This is a genomic window from Lysobacter enzymogenes, from assembly GCF_017355525.1.
In the GTDB taxonomy this organism is placed as follows: domain Bacteria; phylum Pseudomonadota; class Gammaproteobacteria; order Xanthomonadales; family Xanthomonadaceae; genus Lysobacter; species Lysobacter enzymogenes_C.
Genome location: NZ_CP067395.1, coordinates 1,592,680 through 1,608,312, shown reverse-complemented (window position 1 = coordinate 1,608,312; position 15,633 = coordinate 1,592,680). Strand labels below are relative to the sequence as shown.

The 15,633-nt window shown below is 70.5% G+C and carries 13 protein-coding genes; 10 read left to right on the top strand and 3 right to left on the bottom strand.

The genetic code is table 11. The features are described from left to right. The first annotated feature begins 275 nt into the window (after window positions 1-275). From JHW38_RS06600 to JHW38_RS25430, 6 genes are all read left to right on the top strand, one after another. Window positions 276-1,838 (top strand): protein adenylyltransferase SelO, encoded by a 1,563-nt coding sequence (locus JHW38_RS06600; RefSeq protein WP_207525187.1) that lies wholly within the window; start codon window positions 276-278, stop codon window positions 1,836-1,838. 206 nt (window positions 1,839-2,044) lie between these two features. Further along, window positions 2,045-3,931, top strand: a complete 1,887-nt coding sequence (locus JHW38_RS06595; protein ID WP_207525186.1) for an ATP-binding cassette domain-containing protein — start codon at window positions 2,045-2,047, stop codon at window positions 3,929-3,931. 208 nt (window positions 3,932-4,139) lie between these two features. Continuing rightward, window positions 4,140-4,946, top strand: coding sequence for a helix-turn-helix domain-containing protein (locus JHW38_RS06590; protein WP_207525185.1), 807 nt, complete (start codon window positions 4,140-4,142; stop codon window positions 4,944-4,946). A 38-nt stretch (window positions 4,947-4,984) separates the two neighbouring features. Then, complete coding sequence (locus JHW38_RS06585; protein WP_207525184.1) at window positions 4,985-6,106, top strand: hypothetical protein; 1,122 nt, start codon at window positions 4,985-4,987, stop codon at window positions 6,104-6,106. A gap of 107 nt (window positions 6,107-6,213) precedes the next feature. Further along, on the top strand, window positions 6,214-6,804 hold the full coding sequence (gene thpR, locus JHW38_RS06580; RefSeq protein WP_207525183.1) for an RNA 2',3'-cyclic phosphodiesterase: 591 nt from the start codon (window positions 6,214-6,216) through the stop codon (window positions 6,802-6,804). 100 nt (window positions 6,805-6,904) lie between these two features. Further along, window positions 6,905-7,876: a YdeI/OmpD-associated family protein gene (locus JHW38_RS25430; RefSeq protein ID WP_242691243.1), complete on the top strand. Its 972-nt coding sequence runs from the start codon at window positions 6,905-6,907 to the stop codon at window positions 7,874-7,876. A gap of 39 nt (window positions 7,877-7,915) precedes the next feature. Here the strand turns inward: JHW38_RS25430 and JHW38_RS06565 are convergent, their stop codons facing one another. Then, window positions 7,916-8,773 (bottom strand): endonuclease/exonuclease/phosphatase family protein, encoded by an 858-nt coding sequence (locus JHW38_RS06565; protein ID WP_207525182.1) that lies wholly within the window; start codon window positions 8,771-8,773, stop codon window positions 7,916-7,918. Window positions 8,774-9,002: 229 nt separating this feature from the next. Further along, on the bottom strand, window positions 9,003-10,799 hold the full coding sequence (locus tag JHW38_RS06560) for a M14 family metallopeptidase (protein WP_207525181.1): 1,797 nt from the start codon (window positions 10,797-10,799) through the stop codon (window positions 9,003-9,005). 330 nt (window positions 10,800-11,129) lie between these two features. On the opposite strand from JHW38_RS06560, the gene JHW38_RS06555 reads away from it, so the two are divergent. The 4 genes from JHW38_RS06555 (at window position 11,130) to JHW38_RS06540 (ending at window position 15,112) form a co-directional block, all read left to right on the top strand. After that, window positions 11,130-11,756 (top strand): glutathione S-transferase family protein, encoded by a 627-nt coding sequence (locus JHW38_RS06555; protein WP_207525180.1) that lies wholly within the window; start codon window positions 11,130-11,132, stop codon window positions 11,754-11,756. A gap of 153 nt (window positions 11,757-11,909) precedes the next feature. Beyond that, window positions 11,910-12,575 carry a hypothetical protein gene (locus tag JHW38_RS06550; protein WP_207525179.1) on the top strand — a complete coding sequence of 222 codons (666 nt, stop codon included), beginning with the start codon at window positions 11,910-11,912 and terminating at the stop codon, window positions 12,573-12,575. Between the two features lie 204 nt (window positions 12,576-12,779). Further along, window positions 12,780-14,402, top strand: coding sequence for an oligopeptide:H+ symporter (locus JHW38_RS06545; RefSeq protein ID WP_207525178.1), 1,623 nt, complete (start codon window positions 12,780-12,782; stop codon window positions 14,400-14,402). Between the two features lie 92 nt (window positions 14,403-14,494). Further along, the gene (locus JHW38_RS06540) at window positions 14,495-15,112 is read left to right on the top strand and encodes a rhomboid family intramembrane serine protease (protein WP_207525177.1); all 618 of its coding nucleotides are present in this window, start codon (window positions 14,495-14,497) and stop codon (window positions 15,110-15,112) included. Between the two features lie 151 nt (window positions 15,113-15,263). On the opposite strand, the gene JHW38_RS06535 is transcribed toward JHW38_RS06540, so the two are convergent. Then, window positions 15,264-15,455 (bottom strand): hypothetical protein, encoded by a 192-nt coding sequence (locus JHW38_RS06535; RefSeq protein ID WP_207525176.1) that lies wholly within the window; start codon window positions 15,453-15,455, stop codon window positions 15,264-15,266. Between the last annotated feature and the right edge of the window lie 178 nt (window positions 15,456-15,633).

The window sequence follows — 15,633 nt, the reverse complement described above, 5'->3', positions numbered from 1 at the left end:
GCGGGAACCCAGGGCTTCATCCAGGCAGGGCGTTGAAGTCTCTGGATCCCCGCTTTCGCGGGAATGACGACTTGCAGAGGCGCCGCGAAACCCACCTATCGTCGTTCCCGCGAAAGCGGGAACCCAGGGCTTCATCCAGGCATGGCGTTGAAGTCTCTGGATCCCCGCTTTCGCGGGAACGACGGTTCAGAGAGACGCGGCGAAAGCCGTCCGCAGCTTGGATTCGCCGTCATCGGCACCCATCTCCCCTGCATCCCCGACCGCTCCCCGCCCCCATGCACGCACTGCGCTTCGACAACGCCTTCGTCCGCGACCTGCCCGGCGACCCGGACGCCGCGCCCGGCGTGCGCCAGGTCCACGGCGCGCTGTATTCGCGGGTCGAGCCGACCCCGGTGGCGGCGCCGGCGCTGCTGGCGCACTCGGCCGAAATGGCCGCGGCGCTGGGTTTCAGCGAAGCCGACGTCGCCAGCTCCGAGTTCGCCCGGGTGTTCGGCGGCAACGCGCTGCTGCCGGGCATGCAGCCGTACGCGGCCAACTACGGCGGCCACCAGTTCGGCGCCTGGGCCGGGCAGCTCGGCGACGGCCGCGCGATCTCGCTCGGCGAGGCGCTCGCCGACGACGGCCGGCGCTGGGAGTTGCAGCTCAAGGGCGCCGGCCCGACCCCGTATTCGCGCAGCGCCGACGGCCGCGCGGTGCTGCGCTCGTCGATCCGCGAGTTCCTGTGCAGCGAAGCCATGCACCACCTCGGCGTGCCGACCACGCGCGCGCTGAGCCTGGTCGGCACCGGCGAGACGGTGGTGCGCGACATGTTCTACGACGGCCATCCGCAGGCCGAAGCCGGCGCGATCGTGTGCCGGGCCGCGCCGTCGTTCATCCGCTTCGGCAATTTCGAACTGCCGTCCTCGCGCGGCGATACCGCGTTGTTGAAGACCTTGGCGGATTTCTGCATCCGCCGCGATTTCCCGCACCTGGGCGAGCCCGGCGAGCGCGCTTACGGCGAGTGGTTCGGTGAGGTGGCGCAGCGCACCGCGACGCTGATGGCGCACTGGATGCGGGTCGGCTTCGTGCACGGGGTCATGAACACCGACAACCTGTCGATCCTCGGCCTGACCATCGATTACGGCCCGTACGGCTGGGTCGACAACTACGATCCGGACTGGACCCCGAACACCACCGACGCCGGCCGCCGCCGTTATCGCTACGGCCAGCAGCCGCAGGTGGCGTACTGGAACCTGAGCCGGCTGGCCGGCGCGCTGTCGCCGCTGATCGCGACCGAGCGCTTGCAGGACGGGTTGCGGCGCTACGTGGAGACCTACAACCAGGCCGAGCGCGACGCCATCGCGGCCAAGCTCGGCCTGCGCGCCTGCGGCGACGAGGACGTGGCGCTGATGCAGGAACTGCGCGGCTGGCTGCAGGCCCACGAGGTCGACATGACGATCTTCTATCGCGCGCTGGCCGATATCGAGGTCGCGGCCGCGGCGCCGGATCCGGCGCCGCTGGCCGAGGCTTACTACGATCCGCAGCGCGTGGCCGAAGCCGAACCGGCGCTGCGCGACTGGCTGGCGCGTTACGCGGAGCGCTCGCGCGCCGACGGTTCTTCGGCGGCCGAGCGCGCCGCGCGCATGGATGCGGCGAATCCGCGTTATGTGCTGCGCAATTATCTGGCCCAGGAAGCGATCGATCGGGCCGAACAGGGCGATCCGGGCGGCGTGCGCGACCTGCTCGAGGTGATGCGTCGGCCCTACGACGACCAGCCCGGGCGCGAGGCGTTCGCGGCCAGGCGGCCGGACTGGGCGCGCGAGCGGGCCGGGTGCTCGATGCTCTCGTGCAGCTCCTGACGCCTGTAATCTTCCTGTAGGAGCGGCGCGAGCCGCGACCGCGGCAACGCAACTGCGGCGCAACTCGCGACATGGCTGCATTGCCGCGGTCGCGGCTCGCGCCGCTCCTGCAGGGAGGTGCCGCAATCCGCGGCGCCGAGGGGCCGCCGCGCATCCGCGCAAGGACGGAGCGGACGCGGGGCCGCCGCGCCGGCTAGACTATGCGCATGCCTTTGATCACCGTACAGAACGCCGACTACAGCGTCGGCGGCCCGCTCCTGCTCGAAAACGTCGAACTGGCCATCGAGGCGGGCGAACGCATCGCCCTGATCGGCCGCAACGGCGCGGGCAAGTCCACCCTCATGAAACTGCTGGCCGGCGAGCTGGTGCCCGACGACGGCGAGATCCGCCGCGAAGGCGGCGTGCGCGTCGCCCGGCTCGAACAGGAAGTCCCCGCCGGCGCCAGCGGCAGCGTGTTCGACGTGGTCGCCGACGGCCTCGGCGAGCTCGGCCACTGGCTGGCCGAATTCCATCACCTCAGCCACGCCGAGCACTACGACGCCGACGCGGTGGCCAAGGTCCAGACCAAGATCGAGGACGCCCAGGGCTGGGGCCTGGACCAGCGCGTCGAGGAGACCCTGACCCGGCTCGGCCTGGACGGCGAAGCCGCATTCTCCGGCCTGTCCGGCGGCATGAAGCGGCGCGTGCTGCTGGCGCGCGCGCTGGTGTCGGCGCCGGACCTGCTGCTGCTCGACGAACCGACCAACCACCTCGACATCGAAGCCATCGACTGGCTCGAACAGTTCCTCAAGTCGTGGAGCGGCGCGCTGCTGTTCGTGACCCACGACCGCCGCTTCCTGCGCGCGCTGGCGACCCGCATCGTCGAGATCGACCGCGGCAAGGTCACCAGCTGGCCCGGCGACTGGGACAACTACCTGCGCCGGCGCGAGGAGCGCCTGAACGCCGAGGCGCAGGAAAACGCCCGTTTCGACAAGTTGCTGGCGCAGGAGGAAGTCTGGATCCGCCAGGGCATCAAGGCCCGCCGCACCCGCGACGAAGGCCGCGTGCGCCGGCTCAAGGCCATGCGCAACGAGCGCGCCCAGCGCCGCGACACGGTCGGCAACGTGCGCATGGAGTTCGCCCAGTCCGAGCAGTCCGGGCGCAAGGTGCTCGAAGCCAAGGACGTGAACTTCGCTTACGGCGGCCAGCCGATGCTGCGCGATTTCTCCAGCACCGTGTTCCGCGGCGACCGCATCGGCCTGATCGGCCCCAACGGCAGCGGCAAGACCACGCTGCTGAAGGTGCTGCTGGGCGAACTGGCGCCGACCTCGGGCGAGATGCGCCTGGGCAGCAACCTGCAGATCGCGTACTTCGACCAGTACCGCGCGACCCTGCGCGAGGACTGGAACGCGATCGAGAACGTCGCCGAAGGCCGCGAGTACGTCGAAGTCGGCGGCAAGAACAAGCACATCATCGGCTACCTGCAGGATTTCCTGTTCACCCCGGAGCGCGCGCGCGCGCCGATCACCCGTTTGTCCGGCGGCGAGCGCAACCGTCTGCTGCTGGCCAAGCTGTTCGCGCAGCCGTCGAACCTGCTGGTGATGGACGAACCGACCAACGACCTCGACGTGGAAACCCTGGAGCTGCTGGAGGAACTACTCGGCGACTACCCGGGCACGCTGCTGCTGGTCAGCCACGACCGCGACTTCCTCGACAACGTGGTGACCTCGACCCTGGTCATGGAAGGCGACGGCGCGGTCGGCGAGTACGTCGGCGGCTACAGCGACTGGCTGCGCCAGCGTCCGGTCGGCGCGGTCGCCGGCAAGCCCGCGGCGGCGCTGGCGGCGCAGCCGGCCGCAGCGGCGCCGGTAGCGGCGCCCGAACCGGCCGCGCCCAAGCGCAAGCTCAGCTACAAGGACGCGCGCGAGCTGGAGCAGTTGCCGCAGCGGATCGAGTCGCTGGAAACGCGTCTGGCCGAGCTGAGCGAGCAGATGAACCAGCCGGCGTTCTACCAGCGCGACAGCGCCGCGATCAACGCCCACAACGCCGAGATCGCCAAGACCCAGGCCGAGCTCGAACAGGCCTACGCGCGCTGGGCCGAACTCGACGGCTGAACGGCGCGGGCGGCGCCGCCCCAACTTCCGGCCATTGCCGGCGCCGCCCCGCGCGGTTCCTAATCCGGACAACGGCGCCGCACCGGCGGCGCAGGAGCCTGCCGATGCGCGCTGCCCGCCCCGTTGCGACCGCGATCCGCCGCGCCGACGGCGCGGCCGTCGCCCGCGGCCGCGGTTTTGCGCCTGCGTTGCAGGCACCGGCGCGCGCATGAGCCCGGCCTACCGCACCCGCCACGAGCGCAACGCCGCGCTGGCCACCCACCGCCACCGCGACGCCTACGTCGCGCTGGTGCTGGACGGCGACTACACCGAATCCAGCCTCGACGGGCCGCTGCCGTGCGCGCCGGGGACGCTGGTGCTGCACCCGCCGTTCCACGCCCACGGCGACCGCTTCGGCCGCAGCGGCGCCAGCGCGGTCAACCTGGAACTGAGCGCGATCGCCACGCCCGGCGTGGTCGCCGACGCCGGCTTCGCCGCGCGCGCCTGGCGCGTGCACGACTTGCGCGAGGCGCGCGAGGTGTTCGAACGCGCGCCGCAGCGGCTGGCCGAGCTGCTGGCCTGCGCCACGCCGCAGGCCGCGGCGGCGCTGCCGGACTGGCAGGGCGAACTGCTGCGGCGCATGGCCGAGGACGAACGCGAGATCGCCGAGCTGGCGCGCGAGCTCGGGGTCTCGGCCGAACACGCCAGCCGCGCGCTCGGGCGCAGCTTCGGCATGTCGCCGCGCGCGCTGCGGCGCGAGGCGCGCTGGCGGCGGGCACTGCAACTGCTCGGCGCGCCGATGCCGCTGGTGCAGGTCGCCGCGGCGGCCGGCTTCGCCGACCAGAGCCATCTGCACCGGATCGTGGTCGCGCATGCCGGCTGCACGCCGCTGCAATTGCGCCGGCAGCTGGCGCAGGAGCGGTTGGACCAGGATTCGTCCGCGCGCGAACGGCTGGCCGGGCCGCCCTCCGGCCCCGGCCCTGCCGAAGGTCAGATCAAGTGCGTACAAGACCCGGCGATCGCGCTCGCGGCTTAATCGCCGCAACAGCCCACCGCGCGAACACGGAGTCCCCCATGCGTAACCGTTCCCCGTTGTTGTCCCTGCTGCCGGCGGCCGCGCTGCCGGTGATGATCGGCTGGATGATCGGCGCGACCGCCGCGCCGCTGTCGCCGAACAGCGGCCCGCAGGCCGCCGACGCGGTCAGCCGCGCGCTCGGCGCGGTGCTGCGCGCCGACGCGCCCGAAGCGCTGGGCGCGCTCAAGGCCGCGCCGGCCGAACAGTTCGACGGCAAGGACGCGGCCTTCCGCCAGTGCATGCTCGAACGCCACGAGCGCAAGACTCCGCCGCCGACCGTGGGCGCGCCCAAGGACGAGTTCGCGGCCAAGGTGCTCGACATCTACCAGCGCTATTGGTGGCATGCGGTGCGCGAGCCGCAGCAGCGCGCGCAGCTCGACCGCCAGCTCAAGAACGAACTGGCCGCGGCGGTCGGCGAGCCGCCGCCGGCCGACGGCGAGGACGCGTTCGAAGCCTTGTACGCCAAGATCGACGCGCGTTTGCGCCAAAGCGGCCTGCATCCGCTGCAAGGCCGCACCCCGCCGCTGTACGACCTGTTCCTGTGGGGCGGGCAGGAGGTGCGCGACTACACCGTCGAGCTGCCGGGCGGGGTCGAGCAGCCGGTCAAGGTGTTCGTGATGGACGCCTGGATCAGCCGCGGCTGGAGCCACTACAGCGCCTGCGGCGCCACCGGCGCGGCCGGCTGGGCCAAGCCCGAAGGCCTGTACGCGGTGCGCGAGGCCTACGGCGACCTGCAGGGCGAAGACTTCCAGGTCAGCTTCCTCGGCCATGAGGCGCAGCACTTCGCCGACCTCAAGCGCTGGCCGAAACTGCCGCCGTGGCGGCTGGAATACCGCGCCAAGCTGGTCGAGCTGGCCAAGGCCGACAGCAGCCGCGGCAAGCTGCTGGACCGGTTCTACCGCAGCCAGGACGACAACATCGACCATCCGCACCCTTACGCCAACAAGAAGGTGCTGGCCGATACCGTCGCCGCGCTGGGCCTGAAGCCCGACGCCGATCTGCGCACGGCCGATCCAGCCGCGGTGCGCCGCGTCGCCGCGCAGATCCTCGGCGCCGATACGCGCAAGATCGAGGGCGAACCGGCCGGGACCTACGCCGAGGACGCCAAGGCCAAGCCCTGAGGATGCGGCGGACGCGCGGCTGCGGAGCCGCGCGTTCGCTTTTTCGTTGTACGCGGCGCAACGCCGGCGCTGCGATGTTCGCGGCCGGCAGCCGTTAAACTTCGCCGATGCATCAGTCTTCCTTGTTCGGCGAACCCGCGCCGGGTCGCCCCGGCGAACTGCACCGCCTGTTCTTCGCGCTGTGGCCCGACGCCGACACGCGCGCGCGCATGCGCGACCGCGCGCAGGCGCTGGAGGCCGCGCAGCAGCCCGGCGGGCGCATGATCGGCGCCCATCGCTATCACCTCACCTTGCAGTTCCTCGGCGATTTCGACTCCTTGCCGCAGTCGCTGGCCGAGCGCGCGTGCGCCGCCGCGGCGACGGTGCAGGCCGCGGCGTTCGACCTGGTCCTCGACCGCGCCGGCAGCTTCGCCAACAAGGACATCCCGTGGTGGCTCGGCAGCGCCGAGCCCGATCCAGGGCTGACCCTGCTGTGGGACCGGCTTGGCGTGGCCCTGGCCAAGCACGGGGTCAAGGTCGTCGCCAGCCATCGCGCCCACGCGCCGCACGTCACCGTGGTGCGCCAGGCCGAGCGCGCGCTGCCGCCGACGCCGGTCGAGCCGCTGCGCTGGCGCGTCGACCGCTTCGTGCTGCTGCACAGCGAGCTGGGCCGGCGCAACGAGTATTCGCTGCTCGGCGAGTGGCGGTTGCCGGGCTGAGCGCGGCTGCGGTCGACTGAATCGGCGTGCCGGACCGGCGCATTGAGCCGGCGCCTGCCGGCAGCGCACAATGGGGCGTTCTCGGTACGGAGTGCGGGTCATGGCTCGACGCGGAGCGGGTGCGGGCGGGGCGGCGAAAGCGGCGGTCAAGAAGACGGCGGTCAAGAAGGGCGCAACCGGCAAGGCCGCGGCGAAGAAGGTCGCAACCAAGAAGATTGCAGCCAAGAAGCCCGAGGTTAAAAAGCCCGCGGCGAAGCCGGCGGCCGCCACGCGGACCGCACCAAAAAAGGCTGCAGCGAAAAAGACCGCATCGAAAAAGACCGCGACGAAGCCGGGCGCATCGAAGCCGGCCGCGCCGAAGCGAACTGTCGCGAACGCAGCCGCGGCGAACAAGGCGCCTGCGAAACGAACGGCGCCCGCAGCCGCCAAGCCGGCGCGCGAATCCGCCGCCGCGTTCCCGCGCGAACCGCGCATCGACGCCTATATCGACAAGGCCGCGCCGTTCGCCCAGCCGATCCTGCGCGAACTGCGCGAGCGCGTGCACGCGGCCTGCCCGTCGGTGCAGGAGGCGATCAAGTGGGGCATGCCGGCCTTCGTCTACCGCGGCAAGATCCTGTGCGGCATGGCCGCGTTCAAGCAGCACGCCAGCTTCAACCTCTGGCACGGCGCCCACATCGCCGGCCTGGAGCCGTCGAAGGGCAGCGACGCGATGGGCCAGTTCGGCGCCCTGACCGCGTTGTCCGACTTGCCGGGCCGGCGCGAACTCGCGGCGATGCTGAAGCAGGCGATGGCGCTGACCGCGACCGGCGTCAAGCGGCCGGCGAGCGTCAAACCGCCGCCGCGCGCGCCGGCCGACCTCGCCGCGGCCTTGGCCGCCGAGCCCGCCGCGCGCGCGACCTTCGATGCGTTCCCGCCGAGCCAGCAGCGCGAATACGTGGAGTGGGTGGAGACCGCCAAGCGCGAGGAAACCCGGCGCGCGCGGGTGGCGCAGGCGGTGGAGTGGATGGCGCAGGGGAAGGTGCGGAACTGGAAATACATGGCCAAGCAAACTGGCCATAAAAACAAGGCTTGACGCCGCAACCGTACGCGAGCCGACCTCGCAACGCCCGCTTCACCGCTTCGACGCATCCCCCGCCAACACCCGCAACCGCACGAACAACCCGAAGTGATCCGACGGCCACACCCCGTCGCGGCTGTGGTCCAGCACGATCCGCGCCTCGGCCACCGCGAACCGCTTCGGGTCGTAGAACACATGATCGATCCGCTGCGCCGGCAGATACGCCGGATTGAGCGTGCTGGCGCGTTGCGGATCGGCGGCCGACTGCGGATGCGCGCTGGCGAACGCGTCGGCATAGCGCGCACGCAACGCCGCCAGTTCCGGCGCGTCGGCCTCGGTGTTGAAATCGCCGGCGACGACCGTGTAGCCGCTGCCCGCGGTGGCGTCGACGAAGTCCAGCAGGCTGTCGATTTGGCGCCGCCGCACCGCGCCGCCGTCGCGTTCGTTGTGCAGGTGGGTGGCGTAGAAATCCACGCCGGCGAAGCCCGCATCGGCCAAGGCCAGCGCATGCGCGGCGGTGCGGTAATCGTTCAAGGGTTCGAGCTTGCGTTCCTGCGTCTGCTTGCCCGCACGAGCCAACAGGATCGCGTTGCCGTAGCGGCGCGGCGCATCCGCCGGATCGACCGAGACGAAATTCGCCTCGTAGCCCAGCGCCTCGCCGAGGTCTTCGGCCTGATTGCGCAGGCCCGGCCGTTGCAGCACCTCCTGCAACGCGATCAGATCCGGTCGCAAACGCTGTATTTCTTCGACGATCAAGGCGCGGCGCTTGGGCCAATCGCCTTTGTCGTGCCACAGGTTGAGGGTCAGCACGCGCACCTCGCGCGGCGCGGCGTGCGAGGGCTTGGACGACAACGCGCACCCGGCGAGCGCGGTTGCGGCCAGGGCGAGCAGGAACATGCGGCGCGCGAACATGCGGCGCTCCCGATGACGGCGGTAGATCGAGGATAACGCGAAGCCGCCGGATCGCCGCATTGCTGCGGCGCCCCCCTGTAGGAGCGGCGCGAGCCGCGACCGCGACAACGCAACTACGCCGTCGGTTTCGTCGCAGTTGCGTTGTCGCGGTCGCGGCTCGCGCCGCTCCTACAGTTTGATTACGATCAACTTGGGCGACACCGGCGCAAGCGCGGCGTCGCCGTCGCGGTCAGCGCGGAATCGTGTCGGTGCGCAGCACCGGATACAGGTTGTAACGCTCGTCCCACGCCGTATGCCGGCGATAGAAGAAGTCCAGCCGCGCCTGCGGGTTCTTGGCGAACGCCGCATCCTCGCGCAGTTTGGCTTCGAACTCGGCCTTGACCTGCGGATCCTTGAGCATCTCGCGCGCCACGTCCTCGGCCACGTAATCCTCCATGTATTCCTTGCGCTCGAAGGCGTTGTTGAACTCGCCCCACGCCGCCAGCGAATCCGGCGCCTGCGGTTCCAGCAGGGCCATCGCCAGACGCGACTTGGCCTGGGCGATCGGCACGAACAGCGCGCCGGCCAGCAGATCCTGGGTCTCGCGCTTCCATTGCCCGGTCAGCGTGTTGCGCTGGTGGCCTTCGCTGGACTGCGGCGAGAACTCGGCCTTGTCGGCGCGGAAGGCTTCGACCTGCGCGCTGCGCAGCGCCTCGTCCAGGCGCCGGTATTCGACCCCGTGCTGGTCGAGCTTGGCCGCCACCCACGCCGCCTGCGCGGCCGGCACCAGATAGCCGGCGCGCGGCGCCGGCACCTGGCGCGCGGGCTGGATGTCGTACTTCAACGGCACGTTCCACACCTGCGGCTTGGTTTCGTCGTAACGCGTCATCAGCGCGCCGGACACGTCCGACGGCGTGCGCGTGTACTCGTAGCCGCGGAACGCGACGGTGCGGGTCTTGTCGCCGGCCTTGTAGTCCAGCGCCACGGTCTGCCCGCCGAGCTGTTTCGCGCGGCCGTCGGCGGCGAGCGCTTCGCCGCGCCATTGCGCGCCGTTGGCGGCGACCAGGTCGAGCAGGTCGACGATGGCGTTGCGGGTGATCCGCACCCGGGTCGGATAGTCCTTCCACGAATGGGTTTCCACCAACATTGCTAGACGGTTGCGCAGGTAGAAATAGCCGTGCGAGAAGCGCGGCGGCGGCACGCCGTCCTCGAAACCCGAAGCCGGGTTGTCGGATTCGACGAACGAAGGGTAATAAGGCAGCGGCAGCGAGCCCTGCTTGGCCAGCCGGGCGATGGTGCCGTCGCGCAGCGCCGTGCCGGCCTTGCGCAGGGCCTCGTCGCCGGCGTGCACCGGTTCGACCTGGATCGACACGTCGTGCTCGAACTTCGCGCCGTCGGTGACGTGCAGGTCGATGTAGGCGAGCGGATCCCAGCGCTGCACCAGCTTCAGCATCGCCTGCATTTCCGGCGCGTCGGCTTTCAGGTAATCGCGGTTGAGGTTGTAGTTCTGCGCGGTGACGCGCCAGCCCATTTCCTCCGGACCGCGTTGGTTGGGGCGGTTCCAGGCGCCGAAGCGCTCGTGGCCGTCGATGTTGAACACCGGCACGAACAGCAGCACCTGCTTGGCCAGCGCGCCCTTGGCCGCCTCGCCGTCGAGCGCCTGGCGCAGGGCCAGGAAACCGGCGTCCTTGCCGTCGATCTCGCCGGCGTGGATGCCCCCCTGGATCAGCATGACCGGCAGGTTCTTGGCCTGCGCCTGCGCGGGCGTGAACGCGCCGCTGCGGGTGACCACCAGCACCTTCATCGGCCGGCCTTCCGGGGTGACGCCGAAGTCCTCGCAGCGCACCGCGTCGGGATAGCGCTGGGCGAAACTCGCGCACAGCCCGATCACCTCGTCGTAGCGGCCGGTCTTGAGGAAGCCGCTGCGTTCGGACACGGTGGTGATCGGCGCGTCGGCGGCCGCCGCCGGCGCGGCGAAAGCGCCGGCGAGCAGCGCGGCGAGGGCGCAGGGCAGGGCGGCGATGCGGAACGGGGGTTGGCGGGTCATTGCGGATTCCAGTGTGGTGCGAATGGGGTGAGGGCGGATTCGCTGCGGGGGGGCGGCGTCGCTCGCGCGCGCAGCGCATGCCGCGCAGCGAGGGGGCGACTCATACGACGGCGGACAGGCGCATGCGGGCGGGTTCCTGGCGGATGCGGCGGCGGACGGCTCCCTGCGTCCGCGCGATGCGCCGCGGCGGGCGCGGCGCGGCTTAATGTACGGGATCGCGCCGCGCCCCGCCTGTGCGCGAAGCGGCCTGCCGACAAGAGATGACAGCCGTCATGCGCGGCGCCGGCGGCATCGCCTAGACTGCGCATCCGCCGCCGCCAGGAATCGCGCATGTACGCCTTGTACTACTCGCCCGGAACCGCCAGCTTCGTGGTCCATTGGCTGCTGATCGAACTCGACCTGCCGCACGAGCTGCGCAACGTCGACATGGCCGGGCGCGAACACAAGGGCGCCGGCTATCTCGCGCTCAATCCCAACGGCGTGGTGCCGACCTTGCTGGTCGACGGCCAGCCGCGCTACGAGGCCGCGGCGCTGACGCTGTATCTGGCCGACCGCCACGGCCAGGGCCGGTTCGCGCCGTCGCTGGAAGATCCGCGCCGCGCCGAATACCTGCAATGGATGTTCAACCTCACCGCGACCCTGCAGGCGCCGCTGCGGCTGTGGTGGTATCCGGGCGACTTGAACGCCGGCGACGAGGCCGTGCGCAGCGGCGCGCAGGCGCGGATCGAAGCGGCCTGCGAACGGCTGGACGCGCATCTGCGCGACCACGGCCCGTACCTGCTCGGCGAACAGCCGAACGCCGCCGATTTCTATCTCACCATGCTGATGCGCTGGACCCGCAAGCTGCCGCGTCCGGCCCACGACTGGCCGCATCTGGGCGAACTGGCGCGGCGGATGAAGGCGCGGCCGAGCTTCGCCGAGCTGTACCGGCGCGAAGGTTTGGAGGAGTGGGCCTGAGCCGTACCGGGACTGCGGGTACGCACTGGTTTGTTTAAGGAGCGCGAAAGCATGGAGCACACTGGTTCGAAGCGGGGCGGTACGAAGCAGGCGCGTACGAGCCGCACCGACGCATCGCATCGCCGCCGCGCCGCGGCCGTTCTCGCCGCGGTCTTGGTCCTCGCCGCGCCGCTCGCACCCGCCGCACCCGCATCGCGCGCGCCCGCGGCGGCGCCGGCCTCAGTCGGCGGCGTCTCCGCGGCCGAATGGACGATCCGCTGGTGGCGCTGGACGCGCAGCTTCCCCGACGGCCTGGAGCCCTACCTGGACCGCGACGGCCGCCGCTGCGCGATGGGCCAGGACGACGACGGCCCGGTCTGGTTCCTGGCCGGCACCGACGGCCGCTTCGACGCCAGGCGCCGCTGCCGGGTGCCGGCCGGCAAGCACCTGCTGGTCCCGGTCATCAATATGTATTTCCACGGCCCGCGCCTGGGCGAGAACGCGATGAGCTGCGCCCAGGTCAAGCGCCGCGCCGCGGTCAACAACGACTATCTGGTCAGTGCGGTGGTCCTGCTCGACGGCAAGCCGCTGGCGCGGCCAGAGCGACTGATTTCGCGCTGCTTCGACCCGCAGGCCGAGCGCGACGACGCCGGCCCCGACGATCGCCGCGGCGTGGTCCGCGCCGCCGCCGACGGCTACTGGCTGCTGCTGCCGCCGCTGGCGCCGGGCCCGCACCGGCTCAGCGTCGGCGCCAACTACGGCAATCCGGACGATCCCGACTACGGCCGCATGCTGCAGAACTTCGAATACGAACTGCAGGTCGGCGACCCGGCGATCTGAACGGTCGTTCGCCGCGAACCCCGCGCCGGGCCCCGCCCCGCGGGCGTTCTCGCCCTGCTTCGCGACCGCGCCGGCCAAACCGGCCGCGCGGACGATGGGGTAGTCTGTGGGGCTGGACCTCCGGCCCCGCGCCGGGCACCCCGCAACGGACATGCACCCCAATGACGCAGCGCCGACCCCGGGTCGGCGACCAGGATGCCGTAGATGACCCAAGCCGCCACCGCACCCGCCGATTCGCAGGGCAAGATGCCCCGCCAGATCGCCTTCATCATCGGCAACGAGGCGGCCGAGCGCTTCAGCTTCTACGGCATGCGCAACATCCTGACCGCGTTCCTGGTCGGGACCTTGCTGATGGCCTCCACCGGCGACCTCGCCGAGCGCGAGCGCATGGCCAAGGACGTGTTCCACACGTTCATGATCGGCACCTATTTCTTCCCGCTGCTCGGCGGCTGGCTGGCCGACCGCTACTTCGGCAAGTACAACACCGTCATCTGGTTCTCGCTGGTCTACTGCGCCGGCCACGCCTGCCTGGCGCTGTTCGAACACAGCCAGACCGGGTTCTACACCGGCCTGTTCCTGATCGCGTTCGGCGCCGGCGGCATCAAACCGCTGGTGGTGTCGTTCTGCGGCGACCAGTTCGACCAGAGCAACAAGCACAAGGCCAAGCTGGTGTTCGACGCGTTCTATTGGACGATCAACTTCGGCTCGCTGTTCGCATCCTTGCTGATGCCGATCTTCCTGCGCGAATACGGCCCCTCGGTGGCGTTCGGCATCCCCGGCGCGCTGATGTTCCTGGCCACCTTCATCTTCTGGCTCGGGCGCAAGCGCTATGTGCTGGTGCCGCCGACCCGCAACGCGCCGGACCCGCATTCGTTCTTCAACGTCGCCCGCACCGCGCTGCGCGCCAAGGCCGCGGGGCAGGGCAATCCCGGCGTGGCGGTGGCCGCGGTCGGCGTGGCCCTGGCCACCGGCGCGCTGGCGCTGATTCCGAGCCTGGGCTTCGTCAAGAGTGCCTGCATGGCGCTGGGCCTGCTGATCGGCTTCGGCGGCTACGGCGTTTCGCTGCAGCTCGAACGCGCGCGCGGCGCGCATCCGGACGCGGCGGTCGACGGGGTGCGCGCGGTGCTACGGATCCTGATCGTGTTCGCCTTCGTGACCCCGTTCTGGTCGCTGTTCGACCAGAAGGCCTCGACCTGGGTGCTGCAGGGCCAGCGCATGGTGGTGCCGACCGACCTGTGGTGGTGGCCGAGCTGGCTGATCTCCGGCGAAGGCGGGGCCAAGGCCGCGGCCTCGCAGATGCAGGCGATCAACCCGCTGCTGGTGATGCTGCTGATCCCGTTCAACAACCTGGTGCTGTACCCGGCGCTGCGCCGGATCGGCATCAACCCGACCGCGCTGCGGCGCATGGGCTTCGGCATCGCGGTCTCGGGCCTGTCGTGGATCGTCGCGGCGGTGCTGCAGTTGTATATGGACGCCGGCCACCCCATGTCGCTGGCATGGCAGATCCTTCCGTACATCCTGCTGACCTTCGGCGAGGTGCTGGTGTCGGCGACCGCGCTGGAGTTCGCCTACAGCCAGGCGCCGCCGTCGATGAAGGGCGTGATCATGGCGCTGTGGTACCTGACCAGCACCTTCGGCAACCTGTGGGTGATGCTGACCAACGCGGCGGTGCGCAACGAGGCGGTGACCTCGCACATCGCCGCCACCGGGCTCAGCGAGAACGCGTTCCTGATGTTCTTCTTCGCCGGCTTCGCGTTCGTCGCCGCGGCGGCGTTCGCGCTGTACGCGCGGCGCTATCCGATGCAGGACCACTACCGCGCGGCGTGACCGCCGCGCCGCCGGATCCACCGCGCGGCCCGACCCGCCGCGCCGCCTGACCGTCTCCCTTCGTACTTCCGACCCGCGAGCCCGACCCGACCATGATCACTTTCGTCCTGATCGCCGTGACCGTGCTGGTGTCGTGGCAGGCCTTCCAGAAGCGCCGCCTGTACGAGCGGCTGGTGCTGTGGCCGCCGGGGGTGGAGCGCTTCCGCCAGTACGACCGCCTGCTGACCCACGGCTTCGTGCACGCCGACTGGATGCACCTGGCGTTCAACATGATCACCCTGTACTTCTTCGGCCGCGCGGTCGAGAACGTGTTCGCCCAGTTGGTCGGGCCGGGGATGTTCGTGCTGTTCTACCTGTCGGCGATCGTGGTCGCGATCCTGCCGAGCTACCTGCGCCACCGCCGCGACGCCGGCTACGTCAGCCTGGGCGCGTCCGGCGCGGTTTCGGCGGTGTTGTTCGCGTTCGTGCTGTTCGATCCGTGGAACTGGATCATCGTGTTCGTGGTGCCGGTGCCGGCCGTGGTCTACGCCATCGCCTACGTCGGCTACTCGTACTGGATGGACAAGCGCGGCGGCGACAACATCAACCACAGCGCGCACCTGTCCGGCGCGCTGTACGGCCTGCTGTTCATGCTGCTGCTGGAGCCGCGGGTGCTGCTGGTGTTCCTGGAGCGCCTGGCCAGCCCGCGCGGGCCGGGGTTCTTCGGCTGAGCCCGAAGCGGTGGCGGGGCTGAAGCCCTGCCACACCAGCCGCGCAGCGGCCGGTCCGAAAACGACTGGGCCCGAAGGCCTCCCGCAGCGGCGGGGCGGACTTCGGGCCCAAGTTTTTGCGGCGGTTTTGCCGCGATGCGGCGAGCGCGGCTCAGGCCGCCAGGGCGCTGTCCAATTCGATCGCGCCTTCGCCGTAAGCGGCGGCCAGGCCGGCCTGGATCTGCGCGTCGAGCTCGCGCAACTCGGCATCGTCGCCTTCGCCGTTGCGGGCGAGGTCGAACAGGCGGGCGATGACGGCGTTGCTGTGGACGTCGTCGCTGTAACGGTCGATGTGGCGAGCCATTGGAATCCCCTTCGTCGTAACTGTGGACTTACGCACAGTTCCAAGCAGGTTCCATGCCAGGGTTTTCCCTAGCTTGCGCGAGCGAAAAGTGACGCGAGGCGTCAACACCGGCCTGACAACATCAGTCGGCTGACGCGGCGCGGCGCTGTCTCACTTCCGCTCACCTCGCATGAAGGTG

Excerpts from the sequence above, each read along its gene's own strand:
- JHW38_RS06600 (WP_207525187.1), top strand. The coding sequence starts at position 276 with ATGCACGCACTGCGCTTCGACAACGCCTTCGTCCGCGACCTGCCCGGC.
- JHW38_RS06595 (WP_207525186.1), top strand. The coding sequence starts at position 2,045 with ATGCCTTTGATCACCGTACAGAACGCCGACTACAGCGTCGGCGGCCCG.
- JHW38_RS06590 (WP_207525185.1), top strand. The coding sequence starts at position 4,140 with ATGAGCCCGGCCTACCGCACCCGCCACGAGCGCAACGCCGCGCTGGCC.
- JHW38_RS06585 (WP_207525184.1), top strand. The coding sequence starts at position 4,985 with ATGCGTAACCGTTCCCCGTTGTTGTCCCTGCTGCCGGCGGCCGCGCTG.
- thpR (WP_207525183.1), top strand. The coding sequence starts at position 6,214 with ATGCATCAGTCTTCCTTGTTCGGCGAACCCGCGCCGGGTCGCCCCGGC.
- JHW38_RS25430 (WP_242691243.1), top strand. The coding sequence starts at position 6,905 with ATGGCTCGACGCGGAGCGGGTGCGGGCGGGGCGGCGAAAGCGGCGGTC.
- JHW38_RS06565 (WP_207525182.1), bottom strand. The coding sequence starts at position 8,773 with ATGTTCGCGCGCCGCATGTTCCTGCTCGCCCTGGCCGCAACCGCGCTC.
- JHW38_RS06560 (WP_207525181.1), bottom strand. The coding sequence starts at position 10,799 with ATGACCCGCCAACCCCCGTTCCGCATCGCCGCCCTGCCCTGCGCCCTC.
- JHW38_RS06555 (WP_207525180.1), top strand. The coding sequence starts at position 11,130 with ATGTACGCCTTGTACTACTCGCCCGGAACCGCCAGCTTCGTGGTCCAT.
- JHW38_RS06545 (WP_207525178.1), top strand. The coding sequence starts at position 12,780 with ATGACCCAAGCCGCCACCGCACCCGCCGATTCGCAGGGCAAGATGCCC.
- JHW38_RS06540 (WP_207525177.1), top strand. The coding sequence starts at position 14,495 with ATGATCACTTTCGTCCTGATCGCCGTGACCGTGCTGGTGTCGTGGCAG.
- JHW38_RS06535 (WP_207525176.1), bottom strand. The coding sequence starts at position 15,455 with ATGGCTCGCCACATCGACCGTTACAGCGACGACGTCCACAGCAACGCC.